Origin of the sequence: Streptomyces sp. NPDC002698, assembly GCF_042888945.1 — a bacterium.
Classification (GTDB): Bacteria; Actinomycetota; Actinomycetes; order Streptomycetales; family Streptomycetaceae; genus Streptomyces.
Window position 1 is genome coordinate 51671 of the sequence record NZ_JBIAQM010000014.1, and the last position, 20230, is coordinate 71900.

21 protein-coding genes are annotated in these 20230 nt (G+C 71.3%); 5 read left to right on the forward strand and 16 right to left on the reverse strand.

All coding sequences use genetic code 11. From position 1 onward, the window contains the following. The first annotated feature begins 273 nt into the window (after positions 1 to 273). The 3 genes from ACFYW9_RS21010 to ACFYW9_RS21020 all read left to right on the forward strand — a co-directional run bounded on the left by ACFYW9_RS21010 (position 274) and on the right by ACFYW9_RS21020 (position 2056). Positions 274 to 822 (forward strand): DUF1697 domain-containing protein, encoded by a 549-nt coding sequence (locus ACFYW9_RS21010; RefSeq protein ID WP_389152305.1) that lies wholly within the window; start codon positions 274 to 276, stop codon positions 820 to 822. Then, a complete protein-coding gene (locus tag ACFYW9_RS21015; protein ID WP_389152308.1) occupies positions 815 to 1207 on the forward strand; it encodes a DUF4440 domain-containing protein in 393 nt (130 codons plus the stop codon). Before ACFYW9_RS21010 ends, ACFYW9_RS21015 begins: the two co-directional genes overlap by 8 nt. Before the next feature lie 231 nt (positions 1208 to 1438). Continuing rightward, positions 1439 to 2056: a DsbA family protein gene (locus tag ACFYW9_RS21020; protein ID WP_389152311.1), complete on the forward strand. Its 618-nt coding sequence runs from the start codon at positions 1439 to 1441 to the stop codon at positions 2054 to 2056. A 37-nt stretch (positions 2057 to 2093) separates the two neighbouring features. On the opposite strand, the gene ACFYW9_RS21025 is transcribed toward ACFYW9_RS21020, so the two are convergent. From ACFYW9_RS21025 to ACFYW9_RS21095, 15 genes are all read right to left on the reverse strand, one after another. Continuing rightward, positions 2094 to 2840, reverse strand: a complete 747-nt coding sequence (locus ACFYW9_RS21025; protein ID WP_389152314.1) for a sirohydrochlorin chelatase — start codon at positions 2838 to 2840, stop codon at positions 2094 to 2096. 7 nt (positions 2841 to 2847) lie between these two features. Next, a complete protein-coding gene (locus ACFYW9_RS21030; RefSeq protein WP_389152317.1) occupies positions 2848 to 3750 on the reverse strand; it encodes an ABC transporter permease in 903 nt (300 codons plus the stop codon). Then, positions 3737 to 4525, reverse strand: a complete 789-nt coding sequence (locus ACFYW9_RS21035; protein WP_389152320.1) for an ABC transporter ATP-binding protein — start codon at positions 4523 to 4525, stop codon at positions 3737 to 3739. Before ACFYW9_RS21035 ends, ACFYW9_RS21030 begins: the two co-directional genes overlap by 14 nt. 36 nt (positions 4526 to 4561) lie before the next feature. Further along, entirely contained in the window at positions 4562 to 5680 is a 1119-nt protein-coding gene (locus tag ACFYW9_RS21040; protein ID WP_389152323.1) for an aliphatic sulfonate ABC transporter substrate-binding protein, read from the reverse strand. A gap of 229 nt (positions 5681 to 5909) precedes the next feature. Then, positions 5910 to 7265: a sulfate adenylyltransferase subunit 1 gene (locus ACFYW9_RS21045; protein WP_389152326.1), complete on the reverse strand. Its 1356-nt coding sequence runs from the start codon at positions 7263 to 7265 to the stop codon at positions 5910 to 5912. A gap of 2 nt (positions 7266 to 7267) precedes the next feature. Continuing rightward, positions 7268 to 8206, reverse strand: a complete 939-nt coding sequence (gene cysD / locus ACFYW9_RS21050) for a sulfate adenylyltransferase subunit CysD (RefSeq protein WP_389152328.1) — start codon at positions 8204 to 8206, stop codon at positions 7268 to 7270. Further along, entirely contained in the window at positions 8203 to 8802 is a 600-nt protein-coding gene (gene cysC, locus ACFYW9_RS21055) for an adenylyl-sulfate kinase (protein ID WP_389152331.1), read from the reverse strand. The genes cysD and cysC overlap by 4 nt, the downstream gene beginning before the upstream one ends. Beyond that, on the reverse strand, positions 8799 to 9509 hold the full coding sequence (locus ACFYW9_RS21060) for a phosphoadenylyl-sulfate reductase (protein WP_389152334.1): 711 nt from the start codon (positions 9507 to 9509) through the stop codon (positions 8799 to 8801). The genes cysC and ACFYW9_RS21060 overlap by 4 nt, the downstream gene beginning before the upstream one ends. Beyond that, entirely contained in the window at positions 9506 to 9685 is a 180-nt protein-coding gene (locus tag ACFYW9_RS21065) for a hypothetical protein (protein ID WP_261704338.1), read from the reverse strand. Before ACFYW9_RS21065 ends, ACFYW9_RS21060 begins: the two co-directional genes overlap by 4 nt. Then, the gene (locus ACFYW9_RS21070; RefSeq protein ID WP_326784887.1) at positions 9682 to 11376 is read right to left on the reverse strand and encodes a nitrite/sulfite reductase; all 1695 of its coding nucleotides are present in this window, start codon (positions 11374 to 11376) and stop codon (positions 9682 to 9684) included. The genes ACFYW9_RS21065 and ACFYW9_RS21070 overlap by 4 nt, the downstream gene beginning before the upstream one ends. Positions 11377 to 11512: 136 nt before the next feature. Further along, positions 11513 to 11596, reverse strand: a complete 84-nt coding sequence (locus ACFYW9_RS21075) for a putative leader peptide (RefSeq protein WP_309486338.1) — start codon at positions 11594 to 11596, stop codon at positions 11513 to 11515. 163 nt (positions 11597 to 11759) lie between these two features. Then, a complete protein-coding gene (locus tag ACFYW9_RS21080) occupies positions 11760 to 12332 on the reverse strand; it encodes a GNAT family N-acetyltransferase (protein ID WP_389152339.1) in 573 nt (190 codons plus the stop codon). Positions 12333 to 12407: 75 nt separating this feature from the next. After that, the gene (locus ACFYW9_RS21085; RefSeq protein WP_389152342.1) at positions 12408 to 13754 is read right to left on the reverse strand and encodes a hypothetical protein; all 1347 of its coding nucleotides are present in this window, start codon (positions 13752 to 13754) and stop codon (positions 12408 to 12410) included. A 160-nt stretch (positions 13755 to 13914) separates the two neighbouring features. Then, positions 13915 to 15201, reverse strand: coding sequence for a GAF domain-containing protein (locus tag ACFYW9_RS21090; protein WP_389152345.1), 1287 nt, complete (start codon positions 15199 to 15201; stop codon positions 13915 to 13917). Positions 15202 to 15460: 259 nt separating this feature from the next. Further along, the gene (locus tag ACFYW9_RS21095) at positions 15461 to 17095 is read right to left on the reverse strand and encodes an acyl-CoA dehydrogenase family protein (protein WP_389152348.1); all 1635 of its coding nucleotides are present in this window, start codon (positions 17093 to 17095) and stop codon (positions 15461 to 15463) included. A gap of 17 nt (positions 17096 to 17112) precedes the next feature. On the opposite strand from ACFYW9_RS21095, the gene ACFYW9_RS21100 reads away from it, so the two are divergent. Next, the gene (locus tag ACFYW9_RS21100) at positions 17113 to 18282 is read left to right on the forward strand and encodes a YihY/virulence factor BrkB family protein (RefSeq protein ID WP_389152351.1); all 1170 of its coding nucleotides are present in this window, start codon (positions 17113 to 17115) and stop codon (positions 18280 to 18282) included. Between the two features lie 16 nt (positions 18283 to 18298). Here the strand turns inward: ACFYW9_RS21100 and ACFYW9_RS21105 are convergent, their stop codons facing one another. Beyond that, positions 18299 to 19132 (reverse strand): NAD(P)H-binding protein, encoded by an 834-nt coding sequence (locus ACFYW9_RS21105; RefSeq protein ID WP_389152354.1) that lies wholly within the window; start codon positions 19130 to 19132, stop codon positions 18299 to 18301. A gap of 113 nt (positions 19133 to 19245) precedes the next feature. Here ACFYW9_RS21105 and ACFYW9_RS21110 point away from each other — a divergent pair, with 113 nt between their 5' ends. Continuing rightward, positions 19246 to 20217 carry a cupin domain-containing protein gene (locus tag ACFYW9_RS21110; protein ID WP_389152357.1) on the forward strand — a complete coding sequence of 324 codons (972 nt, stop codon included), beginning with the start codon at positions 19246 to 19248 and terminating at the stop codon, positions 20215 to 20217. Positions 20218 to 20230 lie beyond the last annotated feature (13 nt).

Consider the following 20230-nt stretch of genomic DNA (forward strand, 5'->3'; position numbering starts at 1 on the left):
GTGACAGCCCCCTGCCGCCACCTTTCGTATGACGGTAGGGGCTCGGCAGGGGCGTCTCCTCGTACTGTCCGGTGAACCGCCGGACCCCCCGCTCCTCCCCGCGGACCCCGGGTTCTCCGCACTGGGGAGGACGGAAGCCCCTTACACCTAACGGCACTTCTCGGGGGTGCCGCTCAGGGATCGGCCCTGTCGCCGGAAGCCCGGCGGGCGGCCCCAAGGGCAGGACCGTCGTGCCCACCCTCGGGGGCGCGGCACCCGGCCTATGGTGTTCGGATGACGACGACGTACGCGGCGCTGTTGCGCGGCATCAACGTGGGCGGCGCGAAAAAGGTGCCGATGGCCGAGCTGCGCACCCTGATGGAAGGACTCGGGTACGGCGACGTCCGTACCTATCTCCAGAGCGGAAACGCGGTGTTCAGCAGCGACGGCGGGGACGAGGAGTCCCTCGCCGAGGAGCTCTCGGGCGCCATCGAGAAGCACTTCGGCTTCGGCGTCGGCGTACTCGTCCGCGATCACGCGTACCTGCGGGCCGTCAGGGAGGCCTGCCCGTTCCCGGCCGCCGAGCTGGAGGGCAGGCAACTGCACGTCACCTACTTCTCGGAGCCCGTCGACGCCGAGCGCTTCGTCTCCGTCGAGCCCGCGGCCTTCCTCCCCGAGGAGTTCCGCCTCGGCGACCGCGTCCTCTACCTCTACGCGCCCGACGGCCTCGGCCGCTCCAAGCTCGCCGAGGCCCTGGCGAAGCCCAGACTGCTCAAGGGCGTCCTCGCCACCACACGGAACTGGAACACGGTCGTCAAACTGGAGGAGCTGACCGGTGTTTGAGCGCAATGCCGCCGTCGAGGCCGCCATCGAGAGCGAACTGCGCCTGCTCGATCCGACGGTCCGCCGCTCGGCCGACCTCGTCGCCGCGCTGCTGCACCCCGGCTTCCACGAGTTCGGCGCGTCCGGCCGCGTCTGGGACCGCGACTCGACCGTCGCGTCGCTGGCCGCCGGGATGGAGGACGGCGGCCGCATCACGACCTCGCGGATGAAGGGGGTGCAGCTCGCCCCGGACCTGGTCCACCTGACCTTCGACACCGACAACAACGGCCGCCGCGCACACCGGAGTTCACTGTGGCGGCTGTCCGGGAACGAATGGCTCCTCTACTTCCACCAGGGCACTCCGTACGACCCCGCCGAGGATGACGTGTCCGTCGAGGAGGCGTGAGTCACGGGATCCTGAGGAGACAGGGGCCCCGCGTTCCCGAGGAGGCGGGGGCCCGCGTTCCCGGCGGGGAAGCGCTCCGCGGCCGCCACGACGGCGCCGCCGACCCGACGGACGGGCTGAGCCGATGGACGAGCCGAGCCGGCGACCGGGCCGGGCCGGGAGAATTGGCCCAAGATTTCCGTGCGGGATTGGGCCGGGGTTCTGCGCCACCGCGTGACTAGCCTCGACGGTATGACGACCACATCGCCCACGCGGGTCGACTTCTGGTTCGACCCCGCCTGCCCCTTCGCCTGGATCACCTCGCGCTGGATCCTGGAGGTCGAGCGCAGCCGCCCGCTCGACCTCCGGTTCCACGCCATGAGCCTCTATCTGCACAACCTCGGCAACGAACTCCCCGACTGGTACCGGGATCTGGTGGACAGGTCCATCGGTCCGGTACGGGTCGCGGTCGCCGCGGCCGAGACGCACGGCGAGAAGGTGCTGCGCGATCTCTACACCGCCCTCGGCACCCGCATCCACCAGCGGGGAAACAAGGACTTCGACGCGGTGACCGCCGAGGCGCTCGCCGAACTGGGACTCCCGGCCGTCCTCGCCGACGCGGCCCACGACCCCGCGTACGACGAGGCGGTGCGCCGCAGCCATGACGCCGGAACCGAGGCGGACACCGGCGCCTATGTGGGAACGCCCACCCTCCACGTCGACGGAACGGTGTGGTTCGGCCCCGTGCTCCGGGCAGTCCCGCGTGGCGAGAAGGCCGCCGAACTCTTCGACAGCTTCCGTGTCCTCGCCGCCCACCCCGACTTCTTCGAGCTCAAGCGGACCCGGACGGGCGGCCTCTCCTTCGACTGATCCCGGCGGAGCACCGGGCCGCCCGCGAACCCGGGAGTCAGGCTCCCAGCGCCGCCAGCGACGGCATCCGCGCCTCGTCGTACCGGTCCAGCAGGGCCCGCGCGACCTCCGGCGCGGGACCGAGGACGTCGGCGAGCACGTCCGCCCCGGCGGCGCCCCGGGCGATGCGGTCCGGCAGGAAGCCGGGGGCCAGGACGTACGGGGCGACGGCGACGCGTTCGCAGCCGAGGGCGCGCAGCTCACGGACGGCGTCCTCGGTGCGGGGAAGGGATGCGGAGGCGAACGCGGGCCGCACGGCGCACCAACCGGTGTGCCGCCACTCCCGCGCGATTTCTGCGATCACCGCGATCGCCTCCGGGTCGGTGGACCCCGCCGAGGCCAGTACGACCCCGGTCGAGGACTTGTCGGCGGGCGTCAGCCCGGCCTCGTACAGCCGGCGTTCGAGCGCGGCCGTCAGCAGCGGGGACGGGCCGAGCACCTCCGCCTGCCGGATCCGCAGCCGCGACGGTGCCTGGCGCAGCACCGCCGGGATGTCCGACTTGGCGTGGAAGGCGCGGGTCAGCAGCAGCGGCAGGGCCACCACGTCGCGAACGCCCTCGGCCGCCAGGGAGTTCAGCACCCCCTGCACGGAAGGGACGTTGAAGTCCAGGAAACCGGTCTCCACGCGCAGGCCGGGGCGCTGGGCGCGCACCCTTCGTACCAGGGCGTGCACCGTCGCGGCGTGCCGCGGATCGCGGCTGCCGTGGGCGATGACGACGAGGACGGGACGCTCCGGCCTGCTCATGACGGGGTCAGCCCTTCACCAGGAGTCCGCGGCTGCGCAGCACCCACCGCTCCACCGGGCTGAAGACGATCAGGTCGATGGCGATGCCGACGAACAGGATGAGGAAGATGGCGAGGAAGACCATCGGCATGGAGCTGGCGTTGCGGCCGTTCTCCAGCAGCTGGCCGAGGCCCACGCCGAGGTCGGGGGAGGAGGCGATGATCTCCGCGGCCATCAGGGAGCGCCAGGAGAACGCCCAGCCCTGCTTCAGACCGGCCAGATAGCCGGGCAGCGCGGCCGGCATCACGATGTGCCAGGTACCGCGCAGGCCCGTCGCGCCCATCGTGCGGCCCGCCCGCAGGAACAGAGGCGGCACCTGGTCCACGCCCGACACCAGCCCGTTGGCGATCGACGGGACGGCGCCGAGCAGGATCACCGCGTACATCATCGAGTTGTTCAGACCCAGCCAGATCACCGCCGGCGGCACCCAGGCCACCGAGGGCAGGGACTGCAGGCCCGACAGGATCGGGCCGATGGCGGCGCGCACGAACTTCACCCGGGCCACCAGCAGCCCCAGCGGGGTCCCGATCACCAGGGCGAACAGGAAGCCGAGCAGACCGCGCGAGACGCTGGTCCAGATGTAGTCGAGCAGCGTGCCCTGGAGCCAGGCGTTCTTGACCTCGCTCCAGACCTCGGACGGCGAGGGCAGCTTGGTCGGGTCGTCGACGATCTTGAAGGTGATCAGCGCCTGCCAGGCCGCCAGAACGATCACGAACGCGACCAGTGGCGGCAGGACCTTCTGCCGGAAGGTCGTGCCGAAGGAGCGGTGCCCGGCCTCGGAGGACTCCAGCGCGTCGAGGCCCGCCTCCAGACCGCCGAGGCCGTCGGTGTCCTCGACGGCCGCGTCCGACTTCGTCTCAGTGCTGGCCATGACGGCGGATCTCCCCACGCAGTTCTTCGGTGATCTCGATGGACAGTTCCGCCACGGGGGCGTCCTCGATGCGGCGCGGCTGCGGGATGCCCACGGTCCATTCGCGGGCGATGCGCCCCGGGCGGGAGGACAGCAGGACCACGCGCTGGGCGAGCCGCACGGCCTCGCGGACGTTGTGGGTGACGAAGAGGACGGACAGTCCCGTCTCCCGCCAGATCCGCGTCAGTTCGTCGTGCAGGACGTCCCGGGTGATCGCGTCCAGTGCCGCGAACGGCTCGTCCATCAGCAGGATCCGGCTGTCCTGGGCGAGCGCCCGGGCGAGTGCCACGCGCTGGCGCATACCGCCGGACAGCTCGTGCACCCGCTTGCCGTACGCGCCCTTCAGCCGCACGAGTTCGAGCAGCTCCTCGGCGCGCCCGCGCCGCTCGGCCTTCGGAACTCCCCTCAGTTTCAGGGCGAGTTCGATGTTCTTGCCCGCGGTCAGCCACGGGAAGAGGGCGTGCTCCTGGAACATCAGAGCCGGGCGCCCGTTGGTCGTGATGGTGCCGGTGGAGGGCTTGTCCAGCCCCGCCACCAGGTTCAGCAGTGTGGACTTGCCGCACCCCGAGGCCCCCAGGAGGGTGACGAACTCGCCCGGCGCGACATCGAGGGTGATGTCGTCGAGGACGAGCTGGGGTCCCGCGGGTCCGGCGAAGGACTTCGAGACGTGCTCGATGCGGGTGGCGTACTCCGTCGTGTCGGCGCCGTCGGCGGCCTTGGCGAGTGTCGTTGCCATGGTCGTCACCTCCTGGGAACTCATCGGGATACGGGCTTACTTGACGCCGAGACCGGCGTCGTCGACCGTGCTCTCGCCGACGGCGGCGAGGACCTTGTTCAGGAGCGACAGGTCGTAGATGCCGGTCAGGTTCGGCTTGTCCAGGAGACCGGCCTTGACCGCGTGGTCCGCCTCGGTGTTGAGCGTGGAGGCCAGCGGGTCGTTGGTGATCTGGATGGACTTCCAGGCCGGGTCGAGGACGTCGGCCGGCAGCGCCTTGCCGGAGTCGGCCTCGAGCTGCTTGTTCGCCGAGGCCTTCGCCTCGTCCGGGTTGGCGTTGATCCACTTGTTGGTCTCGACGGAGCCCTTGAGGACCGCCTCGACGACCTTCGGGTGCTCCTTGAGGAACTTCTGCGACACGATGATGTTCGTGATCACGAACTTCTTGTCGGGCCACAGGTCCGACTCGTCGAGCAGCACCTTGCCGCCCTCGGCGACCAGCTTGGACGCGGTCGGCTCCGGCACCCAGGCGCCGTCGATGGAGCCGGACTTGTAGGCGTCCGGGGTGATCTTGTTGTCGGTGCGGACGACCGAGACGTCACCCTTGCCGCTCTGCGCGTCGACCTTCCAGCCCTGCTCCGCGGCCCAGTTGAGGAACGCGACGTCCTGCGTGTTGCCGAGCTGCGGCGTCGCGATCTTCTTGCCCTTGACGTCCTTCAGGGACTTGACCTTCTCGGGGTTCACCACGAGCTTGACACCGCCCGAGGCCGAACCGCCGATGATCCTGAGGTTCTTGCCCTCGGACTTGGTGAAGCCGTTGATGGACGGCGACGGGCCGATCCAGCCGATGTCGATGGAGCCCGAGTTGAGCGCCTCGATCTCGGAGGGCCCGGCGTTGAAGATCTGGTACTTCGCCTGGGTGGCGCCGAGCTCCTTCTGGAAGATGCCCTTCTGGTTGCCGACCAGCGCGGTGGCGTGCGTCAGGTTGCCGAAGTAGCCGATCTTCACGGAGTCGAGTCCGTCGATCTTCTTCGAACCGGCGGCGACCTTCGCCTTGGTGTCGTCCTTCGCGTCCGAGCCGTAGCTGCAGGCGGCGAGCGTGAGCAGGGGGAGAGCGGTGGCGAGGGCTATGCCGCGGGTCAGCAGCTTGGAACGCGTGGAACGGATGGCAGGCACGGGAGGTTTTCCTCTCGGTGGCCCGGCGGTCACGTCTTCAATCGTGGCCGGGAAGGTCGGCAGGTCTTCGTCGCATCCGGGACGTCGGGTGGGGGGACGGGGCGCGCAGGCAGTGCGCGTACGTCATCGCGCACATCGCGCCACTCCGCCCTGCCCGCTGCCGAGGGCGCCGCTGCCGACGCGGCCGCCCTCCTTCGCGAACGTGGAGTAGATGTCGACGGGGTTCATGTCAGAAGTCCCAGCCGTCGTCGTCGGACTCGTCCTTGACCGGCTGCGGAGCCGCGAAGGACTCGCCGACCATGCCCGCGGTGAGGGTGGTGCCGTCGGCGGGGTCGATGAGGATGAAGGCGCCGGTGCGGCGGGAGTCGGCGTAGGAGTCCAGCGGGAGGGGTTCGGCGGTGCGGATCTTGACGCGGCCGATGTCGTTGGCGGCCAGTCGGCCCGGGTGCGGGTGCAGCGAGAGGTCGTCCAGGGTGAGGCGGGAGGGGATGTCCTTGACGATGGCCTTGACGGTGCGGGTGCCGTGCTTGAGCAGCACCCGGTGGCCGACGGTGAGCGGTTCGTCGGCGACGTGGCAGACGGTCGCCTCGACGTCCTGGGTGGTCGGCGGCGCGTCCTTGCTGGGCACCAGCAGGTCACCGCGGGAGACGTCGATGTCGTCGGCCAGCAGCACGGTCACCGACTGGGTGGTCCAGGCCGCGTCGACCGGCTTGCCGAGCAGGTCGATGCCGGAGATGGTGGTGGTGCGTCCGGAGGGCAGGACGGTCACCCGCTCGCCGACGCGGAAGGTTCCGGCGGCGATCTGCCCGGCGTAGCCGCGGTAGTCGGGGTGCTCGGCGCTCTGCGGGCGGATCACGTACTGCACCGGCAGCCGGGCGTGGCAGTGTGCCAGGTCGTGGCTGACCGGGACGCTCTCCAGGTGTTCCAGGACGGTGGGGCCGCCGTACCAGTCCATGTTGGCCGAGGGTTCCACCACGTTGTCGCCGGCGAGTGCGGAGATCGGGATCGCGGTGATCTCGGGGACGCCCAGCTCGGAGGCGTAGGCGGTGAACTCCTCGGCGATCGCGGCGAAGACGGACTCCTCGTACGCGACGAGGTCCATCTTGTTGACGGCGAGGACCACGTGCGGGACGCGCAGCAGGGCGGCGACGGCGGCGTGCCGGCGGGTCTGCTCGATGACGCCGTTGCGGGCGTCGACCAGGACGACGGCCAGGTCGGCGGTGGAGGCGCCGGTGACCATGTTGCGGGTGTACTGCACGTGGCCGGGGGTGTCGGCCAGGATGAAGCGGCGCCGGGCGGTGGCGAAGTAGCGGTAGGCGACGTCGATGGTGATGCCCTGCTCGCGTTCGGCGCGCAGGCCGTCGGTGAGCAGGGCCAGGTCGGGGGTGTCCTGGCCGCGGTTGCGGGAGGCGTGCTCGACCGCCTCCAGCTGGTCGGTGAGGATCGACTTGGAGTCGTGCAGCAGGCGTCCCACCAGGGTGGACTTGCCGTCGTCGACGGAGCCGGCGGTCGCGAAGCGCAGCAGGGTGGTGGCCGTCAGCTGTTCGGCCGACAAAGGCTCGGCGGGTTCGGTGGTGCTGGTCATGTCTAGAAGTACCCCTCGCGCTTGCGGTCTTCCATCGCGGCCTCGGACATCTTGTCGTCGGCGCGGGTCGCGCCCCGCTCGGTGAGCCGGGACGCGGCGATCTCGGTGATCACCTGCTCCAGCGTGGTCGCCTCGGAGTCGACGGCGCCGGTGCAGGACATGTCACCCACCGTGCGGTAGCGGACGAGGCGCTTCTCGACCGTCTCGCCGTCCTTCGGGCCGCCCCACTCGCCGGCGGTCAGCCACATGCCCGAGCGCTGGAAGACCTCGCGCTCGTGCGCGAAGTAGATGTCGGGCAGTTCGATGCCCTCGCGGGCGATGTACTGCCACACGTCCAGCTCGGTCCAGTTCGACAGCGGGAACACCCGCACGTGCTCGCCGGGCGCGTGGCGGCCGTTGTACAGGTTCCACAGCTCCGGGCGCTGGCGGCGCGGGTCCCACTGCGAGAACTCGTCCCGCAGCGAGAACACCCGCTCCTTGGCCCGGGCCTTCTCCTCGTCCCGCCGGCCCCCGCCGAACACCGCGTCGAACCGCTCCGAGGAGATCTTCTCCGTCAGCGGCAGCGTCTGCAGCGGGTTGCGCGTCCCGTCCGGACGCTCGCGCAGTACACCGCGGTCGATGTAGTCCTGCACCGAGGCCACGTGCAGCCGCAGCCCGTGCCGCTCCACCGTCCGGTCCCGGTAGTCGAGGACCTCGGGGAAGTTGTGCCCGGTGTCCACGTGCAGCAGCGTGAAGGGCACCGCCGCCGGAGCGAACGCCTTCAGCGCCAGATGCAGCATCACGATCGAGTCCTTGCCACCGGAGAACAGGATCACCGGCCGCTCGAACTCCCCCGCCACCTCACGGAAGATGTGCACGGCCTCCGACTCCAACGCGTCCAGGTGCGACAGCGCGTACGGGCTGCTCTCGGTCTCCTCGGAGACGCTGGCGACGGTCGTCATGCGAGACCCTTCTCGGTGAGCAGCGCGTGCAGCGCGGCGGCGGACTCCTGCACGGTCTGGGTGTGCGACTCGATGCGCAGGTCGGGCGACTTCGGCGCCTCGTAGGGGTCGTCGACCCCGGTGAGCCCCGTCAGTTCCCCCGCGGCCTGCTTGGCGTACAGACCCTTCACATCCCGTACGGAGCACACCTCGACCGGAGTCGCCACGTGCACCTCCAGGTACGTCGTCCCGTTCTCCTGATGACGCCCGCGCACCGCCTCACGGCTGTCGGCGTAGGGCGCGATGACGGGGACGAGCGCCGTGACGCCGTTGCGGGCGAGCAGTTCGGCGAGGAAGCCGATGCGCTGCACGTTGGTGTGCCGGTCCGCGCGGCTGAAGCCGAGGCCCGCCGAGATGAACTCGCGGATCTCGTCGCCGTCGAGCACCTCGACGCGGCGGCCCTCCTCGCGCAGCCGGCCGGCCAGCTCGTAGGCGATGGTGGTCTTGCCGGCACTCGGCAGACCCGTGAGCCAGACGGTGGCTCCGCTCGTCACTTCCCGCTCCTGAGAAATCGTGGGACCCGCGCCGGGCGCGGTGTTCGTCGTGGTCGTCGTCATCCGTGCAGCCCGCACTCGGTCTTCGCGCGGCCCGCCCAGCGGCCGGCGCGCGCGTCCTCGCCCTCCAGCACCCGGCGGGTGCACGGCGCGCAGCCGACGGAGGCGTAGCCGTCCATCAGCAACGGGTTGGTCAGGACGCCGTGTTCGGCGACGTACGCGTCCACGTCGTCCTGCGTCCAGCGGGCGATCGGCGAGACCTTCACCTTGCGGCGCTTCTCGTCCCAGCCGACGACCGGGGTGTTCGCCCGGGTCGGGGACTCGTCACGGCGCAGCCCGGTCGCCCAGGCGCGGTAGCCGGTCAGGCCCTCCTCCAGCGGCTGGACCTTGCGGAGCTTGCAGCACAGGTCCGGGTCGCGGTCGTGGAGCCGCGGTCCGTGCTCGGCGTCCTGCTCGGCGACACTCCGACGCGGGGTCAGGGTGATGACGTTGACGTCCATCACGGCCTCGACCGCGTCCCGGGTGCCGATCGTCTCCGGGAAGTGATAGCCCGTGTCGAGGAACACCACGTCCACACCCGGCCGGGCGCGCGACGCGAGATGGGCGACCACCGCGTCCTCCATCGAGGAGGTCACACAGAACCCGTCGCCGAACGTGTCCGCGGCCCAGCGCAGGATCTCCAGGGCGGACGCGTCCTCCAGGTCGCGCCCGGCCTGCTCGGCCAGGACCTTCAAGTCGTCGTCCGTGCGATCTTGCTGAATGGCCGTCATATCTCCGCCCCTCCACGCTCTTCCCGCTGGACGCCCCGGGACAGCAGTCCCAGGAACTTCAGCTGGAAGGCTCGGTTGCACGCCGCGCATTCCCACGCGCCGTGGCCCTCTTCGCTGGGTCGCAGGTCTTCGTCTCCGCAGTAGGGGCAGTAGAAAGGTGCCGCGCGCTCGCTCACGACAGCGCCTCCTCGGAGGCGCGCGCGGCCCAGGCGGCGAAGCGCTCGTCGTCCTCGCGCTCCGCCTGGAAACGCTTCAGGACACGCTCGATGTAGTCGGGCAGCTCGTCCGAAGTGACCTTCAGGCCGCGGACCTTGCGGCCGAATCCGGCCTCCAGGCCGAGCGCGCCGCCCAGGTGCACCTGGTAACCCTCGACCTGCTCACCGTTCTCGGCGAGGACCAGCTGGCCCTTGAGACCGATGTCCGCGACCTGGATGCGGGCGCAGGCGTTGGGGCAGCCGTTGATGTTGATGGTGATGGGCTCGTCGAACTCGGGGATGCGGCGCTCGAGTTCGTCGATCAGGGAGGCGCCGCGCGCCTTGGTCTCGACGATCGCGAGCTTGCAGTACTCGATGCCGGTGCAGGCCATCGTGCCGCGCCGGAAGGTGGAGGGGCGGGCGGTCAGGTCGAGAGCCTCCAGGCCCTCGACCAGCGAGTCGATCTGCGCCTCCTCCACGTCGAGCACGATCATCTTCTGCTCGACGGTGGTGCGCAGCCGGCCCGAGCCGTGCGCCTCGGCCAGCTCGGCGATCTTCGTCAGGGTGGCGCCGTCGACGCGGCCGACGCGCGGGGCGAAGCCGACGTAGTACCGGCCGTCCTGCTGCCGGTGCACTCCGACGTGGTCGCGCCAGCGGGCGACGGGCTGGTCGGGGGCGGGGCCGTCGACCAGCTTGCGCTTCAGGTACTCGTCCTCCAGGACCTGGCGGAACTTCTCCACGCCCCAGTCGGCGACCAGGAACTTCAGGCGGGCGCGGTTGCGCAGTCGCCGGTATCCGTAGTCACGGAAGATCGACAGGACGCCGATGTGGACGTCCGCCACCTCGTCGAGCGGCACCCAGGCGCCCAGGCGCTGTCCGATCTTCGGGTTGGTGGAGAGGCCGCCGCCGACCCAGAGGTCGAAGCCGGGGCCGTGCTCCGGGTGGTTCACGCCGACGAAGGCGACGTCGTTGATCTCGTGCGCCACGTCGAGCAGCGGCGAGCCGGAGATCGCGGTCTTGAACTTGCGGGGCAGGTTGGAGAAGTCCTTGTTGCCGATGACCCGGCGGTGGATCTCCTCGATGGCCGGGGTGCCGTCGATGATCTCGTCCTCGGCGATGCCGGCGACGGGCGAGCCGAGGATGACGCGGGGCGTGTCACCGCAGGCCTCGGTCGTGGACAGGCCGACGGCCTCCAGGCGGTCCCAGATCTCCGGGACGTCCTCGATGCGGATCCAGTGGTACTGGACGTTCTGACGGTCGGTGAGGTCGGCGGTGCCGCGCGCGAACTCCTGCGAGATCTCGCCGATGACACGGAGCTGCTCGGTGGTCAGCCGACCACCGTCGATCCGTACCCGCAGCATGAAGAACTTGTCGTCCAGCTCCTCCGGCTCCAGGATCGCGGTCTTGCCGCCGTCGATCCCGGGCTTGCGCTGGGTGTACAGACCCCACCAACGCATCCGGCCGCGCAGGTCGTTGGGGTCGATCGAGTCGAATCCCCGCTTCGAGTAGATCGTCTCAATGCGTGTCCGCACATTGAGACCGTCGTCGTCCTTCTTGAACTGCTCGTTGCCGTTGAGCGGGGTGAAGTGACCTACGGCCCACTGGCCCTCGCCGCGGTGACGGCTCACCTTGCGGCGGGGCGCGACGACGGGATCCTGAGGGGTGGCGGCCATGGCTGTTACGTCCTTCGAGACTGCGGGGCAGGTCTGACTGCGGCTCTGACCTGCGCATACGGGTGCATACGGAAGAATGGGCGCAGCACTGCGCAAGGGTCGCAAAAAAAGAGGGGGCTCGGCGCTGCTGGTCTGATCAGCTCGCCGGACAGATGGCGCTGGACATGCGGCCGAGGTCGACGTGCCGCCGACTCACCAAGGCAATTCCAGTTCCAGACATGACGGAAGCGTGTCACGGGGATCTCGGGGCAGTCCACCGTCGTCCATCATGTGGACATCCATGTCCCGAGCCTTGAGACGTGGGTGTTGTCGATCACATGACCGGCCCTCCCGCGGTGCCGCGGGGAGGGCCGGGAGCCGTGGTCACCACGGTACAAAGCGGGTCAGACGGTGTGCGCGCCCGGCCAGGGCCCCGGTGTGGCGGCCTCTTCCTCCTGCTCGACCTTGGTGTCGAAGAGCCGGAAGCCGCGGCGCTGGTAGTTGTCCATCGCGTGCTCGCCGTCCTTGCTGCACGTGTGCAGCCAGACGCGCTTCGTACCGGCCCGCCCCGGCCAGCGTTCGGCCAGGTCCCAGGCGCGCGCGGTCCCGAAAGAGAGGAGGTGGCCCCCGATCCGGCGGCCGCGGAACGCGGGGAGGAGTCCGAAGTAGGCGATCTCCACGACCCCGTCGTCCTGGGCGTCGAGTTCGACGTAGCCCGCGGGGGTCCCCCGGTCGTAGGCGACCCAGGTCTCCGTGCCCGGCCGGTCGAGGACCTCCTGCCACCGCGCGTACGTCCACGCGAGCCGGTCCGTCCAGAGGATGTCCCCGCCGACCGAGGCGTACAGGAAGCGGCTGAACTCGGGCGAGGGGACCTCGGCGCGGACGATCCGCAGGTCCCCGTCGGGCGCGCTCGCGGGGAGCAGGTCGGCCGGGGCCGTCTGCTCCAGGGACCAGGTGGTCACATTGATGCTGCTCATGACCGCCAGGGAATCACGCGACCGGGCGCCTCTCCAAAGCCGTCCACGGACCGGCGTCCCCGGGCGCGGGCCCCGCTATTCGAGCGAGCCGTCGACCGACGACAGCGGCACCGCGTAGAGCACCCTGTGGCCCGCCGTGCCGGTGAGACTCCACAGCTCGCCGGTCTGCTGCCAGTAGGAGAGCGACCCGGTGCCGAGGTCCCAGCAGGCGTGCGACTGGTCGGCGGTGCACGTGGCCGCCTCGGCGCCGTCCGCGCTCTGACGCCACAGGGACCCGTGCCCGGAGCGGCTGTCGGACGGCCGCCCGATGTACCACTTGGCCTCGCGGTCGCCCGCGGACCGGTGCGAGAGGGCGCCGGAGATCCCGGATCCCTTGGTCGTGTGGGCCTCGACCGCGTTCACATGGCCCTGGGCGTCGGCGAGCAGTCCGGTGCGGTACGCGGCGGTGCTGAACGCGTACCGCCACAGACGGGTGCGCTCCGGACGGTCGTCCGCGGCCTCCGTGGCGACCAGGCTGTCGGGTGCGGTCGTGCGGTCCAGGGAGAGCGAGCCGATACAGGGGACCGCGTGGTCACGGTCGCGGGTGCACGAGCCGCCCTCCAGGTCGTACGAGCCGATGGCGGGGAGCACGTACCGGTAGCCGGCGGCCGAGTAGCCGTGGCCCACCCGGCCCACGGCGCCGCTGTCCACGTCGGTCCGCAGCAGCCGGTGCAGGTCGAAGACGAGCAGGCCGTCGCCGTGGGCCGCGGTGACGATCAGCTTGTCCTGGTACCAGACCATGCCGCCGAGGCCGGTGCGCACCGCCGTGAAGTCCTTGCCGCCGGCCCGTGGGGCGACCAGCAGGACCCAGCGGTAGCGGAGGGCGTCCGGATCCGTCGCGTCGACGACGGCGATCCGGGCCAGTCCCTCGTCCCGGTCCGGCGCGGCCGCCCGGCCGTCGCGGTGTGTCCAGCCGGCGAGGATCACCCGGTGCGTGCCCCAGGCGCCGTCGTCGTCGGCGTCACCGGACGTCGTCACGGAACGCGGCCGCCACCCCGGTGTCCGCGCGTCGTCGTCGCCCCAGCAGTAGGCGCGGGTGGCCGTGGGCTCGACGGGGAGCGCGGCCCGCTCGTCCGCCGTGCAGTCGGTGGTGTTCCGCATCGAGCGGTCGGCGTCGCGCAGGACCCCGTCGACGCCCACGTTGCCGCCCATGTTCCCGCTGAGCGTGTCGAGCGCGTCCCGGGAGGCGAGGTTCTCGTGCAGGCGCAGCTGCGAGGAGGCGCCGGTGCGGAGCGGGGTGAGGCCGCCCGGACTGTTGGCGCCGGTGGCCTGCGAGGTGCTGATCAGGGTGGCGGCCGCGGTGAGGGCGAGCGCGGTTCCGGTCAGCGTGGCGCGCAGCGCCTGTCCTCTTCGTCGACGACGGTGTCTGCCGCGCTGCTTCATGCGTCCTCCCGGATAGGCCAACTGCCTCCCCCGCCGTGGGCGTTGACGGAGAGACGGGTGGGGTGGCCTGTGGAGTGGATGCTACGGCAGAGACCCCCCGGCCAGGTCGAAGACCGCGGAAGACGCCCACGAAATACGCCCGCTTCACCCCTCCTCGCCTTCACGAGGGGTCCGGTCCGGCCGTCGCCCGTGCTCCGAGCACCGCGGGCGCGGTCGAGTGCGGCAGCAGGTCCCGGGGGTCGTCCGGCAGCAGGACCTCGACCTCCACCTCCTCACGGAAGCGGTACGGACGGTGGTCGAGGAGCCCGATGAGCCGGCGGCGTACGCGGGAGAGTTCGGCCCGGACCGTGACCGTGCGGGTGGGGTCGCCGAAGAGGTCGACCGCGAGCTGCGCGGCGCTGCGTCCCTGCCGGTGCACGGCGAGGACGTAGAGCAGCTCGGCGTGGCGCGGGCTCAGGTCCTGGTCCCAACTGCCCGCCGTGCCCGAGACGGTGATGTGCGGGCGCCGGGGTTCGCCGAGGTCGAGGACCACCCGCCCGGCGCTTCCCAGGTCGCCGGCGCCGGTGACGCGCAGCAGCCAGCCGCCGGGCATCGGCTCGGCGGCACACGTGCCGAGGGAGGGCAGCCAGACGTGGCCCGCGCCGAAGGAGTCGGGCAGCGGGACCCGGTCCACGGGCGGCATTCCGGTGACGGCGGCGAGCCAGCCGTGGGAGTCCACCACGAGCGCCGGACCGTCCAGCCGGCACAGCAGGGGCGCGGCCACCGCGCGCAGCCGCTCGATGGCCGTCAGATGCGCGGTGCGCAGTTCGCTTTCGGCCAGTCTGGACACCGTGTCGACCAGAGCGAGGGTGGCGGGATGGAAAGTGCTGTCCGGGCCGCTCACGTCGATGATCCCGAGCAGCCGTCCGTCGCGCGGGTCGTGGACGGGCGCGGCGGCGCACGTCCAGTCGTGCAGGGTGCGCACGAAGTGCTCGGCGGAGTGCACCTGGACGGGGGTGTCCGCCGACAGGGCGGTTCCGATGGCGTTGGTGCCGGTGGTGTCCTCGCTCCAGGCGGCGCCTTCCTCCAGGCAGATGGTGTCGGCCCGGCGCAGCACGCCCGCGTTCCCCTCGCGCCACAGCACCCGGCCCTCGGGGTCGGTGACCACCATGATCTGCTGGGAGGCGTCGGCGACCGTCCCGAGACCGCCGTGAAGGATCGGCATCACATCGGCGAGCGCGGTGGAGGTCCGCCGGTGTTCGAGTTCGTCGGAATGGAGAAGGGTGCTGTCCGTTCCTTGTTCGGGATTGATGCCGAAACGTTTCGCTCTTTGCCAGGACCGGCCGATCACCGGACGCGGGGCGAACACGCCCTGCTCGCCCTTGACCGACGCGGCCCACGTCTGCCGGCGGTGCTCCGCGGCGTCGGACGGTGCGAACCGGGCTGGGTTGAACGATGTGGTCTTCACAGGGCACTCCCGAAACCAGGACCTCGTACGGGCCGCGTCGCCGCCGTCATCCCACATCGTGCCTGCTCTCGGCCGCGTTCGCCGGGCCTTCGCGCAAGGTGCACAAAGGAATGCAACGGTCTGCAACTCTCGCCAACGGTCACAAGGTTCCTCGAAACTGACAGTGATGCCGCCCGTGCGGTGTCCGAGCTCCTGAACGGGGCGAGCGGCGGGGGTGGTGCCGTGTCGGCGCAGCACCACCCCCGCGTCAGCGCTCTCCTCAGGCCGCCGGCCGGGCCCGCTCCACCACCGTGGCCAGATCCAGACTGTGCGGCAGCGTGCCGAACCCCGTGCCCCAGTCACCGCCCAGCCGCGAGGCGCAGAACGCGTCGGCGACCTCCGGGGGCGCGTACCGGACGAGCAGCGACCCCTGGAGCACCAGTGCGATCCGCTCGACCAGCCGGCGGGCACGGGCCTCGATGCCGTCCAGGTCGGCGAGTTCCGTCAGCAGGTTCTTGATGGCCCCGTCCAGCCGGTGGTCGGCGCCGCGGGCCCGGCCCACCTCCCGCAGATACGCGTCCAGAGCCCCCGGCTCCCGCCGCAGGGCGCGCAGGACGTCCAGCGCCTGCACATTGCCCGCGCCCTCCCAGACGGAGTTGAGCGGCGACTCCCGCAACAGCCGCGGCATTCCGGACTCCTCGACGTACCCGTTCCCGCCCAGGCACTCCAGCGCCTCCACCGCGACCGGCGTACACCGTTTGGTCACCCAGTACTTGGCGGCGGGCACCGCGAGCCGCAGGAACGCCCGCTCCTGCTCGCTCCCGTCGTCGTACGCCGCCGCGAGCCGCATCGCCAGAGTCGTCGCCGCCTCCGACTCCAGCGCCAGATCGGCGAGGACGTTGCGCATCAGCGGTTTGTCGACGAGCCGGCCGCCGAACGCCTCGCGGTACGTGCAGTGATGGATCGCCTGCGCGACCGCCTGCCGCATCAGCGAGGCCGAGCCGAGCACGCAGTCCACCCGGGTCGCCGCGACCATCCCGATGATGGTGCGGACCCCGCGCCCCTCCTCGCCCACCCGGCGCGCCCACGTCCCGTCGAACTCGACCTCGCTCGACGCGTTGGACCGGTTGCCGAGCTTGTCCTTGAGCCGCTGGATACGGAAGACGTTCCGGGTGCCGTCCTCCAGGACGCGCGGCACCAGGAAGCAGGTCAGCCCGCCCGGAGCCTGCGCCAGCACCAGGAAGCCGTCCGACATCGGCGCCGAGCAGAACCACTTGTGCCCGGTCAGCGCGTACGTCCCGTCCTCGGCGAGCGGCCGCGCCTCGGTCGTGTTGGCGCGTACGTCGCTGCCGCCCTGCTTCTCGGTCATGCCCATGCCGAAGAGCACGCCGGCCTTCTGAGCGGCGGGCCGCAGCTCCTGGTCGTAGACGGTGGCCGTCAGCCGTGGCTCCCACTCGGCGGCGAGCGCCGGGTCGGTGCGCAGCGCGGGCACCGCCGCGTGGGTCATCGACAGCGGACAGCCGTTGCCCGCCTCGGCCTGCGTCCAGACCACGAAGGCCGCCGCGCGCCTGACGTGTCCGCCGGGGCGGGTCCAGGCCGACGTCAGCCCCGCCGACACGCCCTTGCCGAGGAGGCGGTGCCAGGACGGGTGGAAGTCGACCTCGTCGATCCGGTTGCCGTAGCGGTCGTGGGTGCGCAGCCTCGGCGGATTCTCGTTGGCCAGCGCACCCCACTCCTGGACCTGGGCGGAACCCGTCGTCCGGCCGAGTGCCGACAGTTCCTCGCGCGCCCCCTCGAGGAGCTCCGGGTCGAGGTGCCGGACGACCGCCTCGCCGAGGGCCCGGTCGGCGGCGAATACGTCATATCCCACCAGGGGCGGAGCCTGGTTGGTCACGGTGTGGGTGCTGGCTGCCATACCGCTACCGTAAGGACGTGCACCAGGCAAAAGAAACCTCCGAACGGCCACGCTCCGGCCGCTTTCACCGCGCTCGCGCGCTCTATCGGAACGTCTCCAAGCGCAGGACCGCCTGGCTGCTGATCAAGGACACCGTCAACTCGTGCGTGGAGTACCGGATCCTGGGGCTGGCGGCCGAGGCCGCCTTCTTCACGCTCCTGTCCGTGCCGCCGCTGCTGCTGAGCATGATCGGGCTGCTCGGGTACGTGGACGCCTGGACCGGCGCCGACACCATCGCCAGCCTGGAGTCCAACATCCTGGACGCGTCCCGCACGGTGCTGACGCAGAAGGGCGTGCACCAGATCGCGGAGCCGATCCTGCACGACGTGATGAAGGGCGGCCGGCCCGACATCATCTCCCTCGGCTTCCTGTTCGCCCTGTGGTCGGGCTCGCGCGCGGTCAACGTCTTCGTCGACACCATCACCGTGATGTACGGGCTCGACGGCACCCGGGGCATCGTCAAGACCCGGGTGATGTCCTTCCTGCTGTTCATCGTGGCCCTGCTGATCGGCTCCGTCCTGCTCCCGCTGATGGTGGCGGGCCCGGACGCCGTGGTGAACGTCGTGCCGTGGTCGACGACCGTCGTCCAGGTCCTGTACTGGCCGGTCGTCATCGTCCTGTCGGTCGCCTTCCTGACGACCCTCTACCACGTGTCCGTCCCCGTCCGGTCCCCCTGGGTCGAGGACGTGCCGGGCGCCCTGGTCGCCCTCGCCATGTGGGTCCTGGGCAGCTTCCTGCTGCGCATCTACCTGACCAACACCATCGAGGGCCCCACCATCTACGGCTCGCTCGCCGCCCCGGTGGCCGTCCTGCTGTGGATCGGCGTCGCCGCCTTCGCCGTCCTGGTCGGCGCGGCCGTCAACGCCGCCATCGACCGGGTCTGGCCGGCCGCCGCCACCGCCGCGGCCCGCGCCGCCAACGAACGGCTGCGCGAGGCCCAGGCCGCCGAGTACGTCGCCCGCGTCGCCGCGCACCGCTCGTACGACGCCGACCCGGACGACCCCGACATGCCCTCCGAGTTCCCGGAACGCTGGTCGCGCTTCCTGCCCCCGGAGGACGTGACGTCCCGCCTGCGCACCCACGCCAAGAACACCCACCACACCCACCGCGCCCCGAAGAACGGCACGGAGCACCCTCCGGGGGAGTGAGCCCCGGCGGGGACCGTCAGGCCTTCCACACCCCGTCCGCCGCGGCCTCCCGCGCGAAGTCGGTGAAGTCCCGCGGCGCACGGCCGAGGATCTTCCCGACGCCGTCCGAGAGGTGGGAGTTGCGGCCGTCGAGGAGGCTCTCGAAGAGCTCGACGAGGAACCCGGCCTCCTCGGCCGGCACTCCGAAACCGGTCAGCGTGTCGCCGTACCGCCGCGCCGTCACGGGTGTGTACGTCAGCTCCTCGCCCGTGGCCCGCGAGATCTCCGCGACCGCCTCCCGGAAGGTCAGCAGCCGGGGCCCCGTGATCTCGAGCTCCTGGCCGGTGTACCGGTCGCCCCCGGTCAGCGCGGCCACCACGACGTCGGCGATGTCCCGGACGTCGATGAACGGCTCCCGCACCTCGCCCGCCGGGAAGACCAGCTCCCCATGGCGCAGCCCCTCGACCAGCGGGCCCTCGCTGAAGTTCTGCGAGAACCACGACGCTCGTACGATCGTCCAGTCCGCGCCGGACGTCCTGAGCGCCTCCTCGGTCGGCGCGGCCCGGTCCTCGCCCCGCGACGACAGGAGCACCAGCCGCCGCACGCCGAGCCCCACCGCCTCCCGGGCCAGGGCCCCGACCGCCTTCGTGGCCGCCGGCGAGCCGACGTCCGTGGGATGCGCCAGGTAGGCCGCGTCGGCGCCGCTCAGCGCCCCGGCCCACGTCGAGGCGTCCTCCCAGTCGAAGCCCGTGGCGCGCGAGGCGGCCCGGACCGTCAGGCCCGCCGCCCGCGCGGCCCGCGCCACCCGGCTCCCGGTCCGCCCCGTGGCCCCTGTCACCAGCACCGTCATGTCCCGCGTGTTCTCTGTCATGCGCCCCAGTCAACTGCCGTCCCCGGCGCGGAACCATCGGCGAACGGCTCATTCCCATAAGCGGTCGTCCACGGTCGTCCACGGCTGTCGGAGCCGCCGTCTACGCTGGCCGCATGGACGCTCCGCCACGTTCGGACATGCTCATGCGGGGGGACCCGCTCGCCGGTCTGCTGGAGGGTCCCCGCGCGCGGGGCGCCTTCATGATCCGCGCGTGCTTCGACCCGCCGTGGTGCGTACGCGTCGAGGACCGCGCCCCGCTGTCGATCATGCTGGTGGTCCGCGGCGACGCCTGGGTCGTACCGGACGAGGGCGAGGCATTGCGGCTGCGGGCCGGTGACCTCGCCATCGCGCGCGGCCCCGACCCGTACCGCTGCGCCGACGAGCCCGGCACCCCGCCCCAGGCCGTGATCCTGCCGGGCGGCGAGTGCTCCTACCCGGACGGACGCTCGCTGAAGGGCCACTGGGACCTCGGCGTCCGGAGCTGGGGCGACCGGCTCGACGGCTCCACGGTGCTGCTGATCGGGACGTACATGATGCGGGGCGAGGTCAACCGCCGGCTGCTCGACGCCCTGCCGCCGCTGCTCGCGCTCCCCTCCGACGTGTGGGAATGTCCGCTGACGCCGATCCTCGCCGCCGAGATGGTGCGCGACGAACCCGGCCAGGAGGTCGTCCTCGACCGGCTCCTCGACCTGCTGATGATCACCGCCCTGCGGGCCTGGTTCTCCCGCCCCGAGGCCGCCGCGCCCGCCTGGTACCAGGCCCTCGCGGACCCGGTCGTGGGCCGTGCGCTCCGGCTCCTCCAGGACGACCCCGCCCGGCCCTGGACGGTCGCCGCGCTCGCCGCCGAGACCGGCGTCTCCCGTGCCGCGCTGGCCAGACGCTTCGGCGAACTCGTCGGGGAACCCCCGATGACGTACCTGACCGGCTGGCGTCTCGCCGCCGCCGCCGACCGGCTCCGCGAGAGCGACGACACCCTGGAGACGATCGCCCGCCACGTCGGCTACGGCAGCGCCTTCGCGCTCTCCAGCGCTTTCAAGCGGGTCTACGGCGTCAGCCCGCAGGAGCACCGGGCCCGCCCGGCGTAGCCTGGCGGACATG